The sequence below is a fragment of the Rhodococcus zopfii NBRC 100606 = JCM 9919 genome (genome assembly GCF_001895025.1).
GTDB lineage: Bacteria > Actinomycetota > Actinomycetes > Mycobacteriales > Mycobacteriaceae > Rhodococcus > Rhodococcus zopfii.
On sequence record NZ_BCXI01000136.1, the window covers coordinates 1 to 872 of the forward strand.

Annotated in this window: 1 protein-coding gene; it reads left to right on the forward strand. The window is 59.4% G+C overall.

Annotated elements, in window-relative coordinates:
• Positions 1 to 649: 649 nt before the first annotated feature.
• A partial coding sequence (locus tag RZ1_RS29465; protein WP_139282085.1) for a hypothetical protein occupies positions 650 to 872 on the forward strand: 223 nt, incomplete at its 3' end.

Sequence of the window (872 nt, forward strand, 5' to 3'; positions counted from 1 at the left end):
AGAAACCGAAATCATAGTCTCACCAACACAATTCATTGTCACGTTATCGACTCCCCCGCACCCGAACGGGAGATGGGGACGCGCTGCGCGCGCCGCAGTCCGACACTCCCCGTCGCTCTCAACCCGTCCCGATGTCATGCACCCATCATGCCCCACCGCACCTAGCACACCTCGAACACAACACGAACCAGAAAACACCGAAATACACATGCCTCCAACAAGACACGACGCAACAACGACAGTCTGGTGCGCAAAGTCGCTCAACATCACTACACACCAGCATGTTTAATGACATATGTTGCAGCACAACATGATTCAAAAACACCCAAAACCGGCAGCGACAGGGCGCCCGACGAGCCCGCCACACACCAACACCCCCACCCCCACACACATCCGCCGGCCCCACCACCAACCCACACCCGGGACATGCATCACCCCAGGTCACAACACGAAAACACTCACAACCACCGACACCGCACAGCGACAAACCACTGCGCCACACCGTGCAACGCCGACCTACCCGGCTCCCACGAACCCACGTGATACCAAAGGCAACGTGAAACGACCTATTGCTGTAGCCATTGCATCGCTAGCGACCTTGGCATTCCCGCACGTCGCGAACGCCGAGACTACGACGCTCCCCCCGGTAGTGACACTGACCAGCGACGACTCCTCGATCACCGCAACCATCACGAACCCGAACGAACCCCTCGTCATCAACGGATACACCCGCACCTGCACCCTCGCCATCGAACGCGGCCCCGAAGGATTCTCCACCTCGGTCCTCCCCTTCGAGAACCCCGACCCCTTCAACAACCCCACAGACCCCACCGACACCACCCTCTACCCACCAGCCGGACAAACAGTCACCT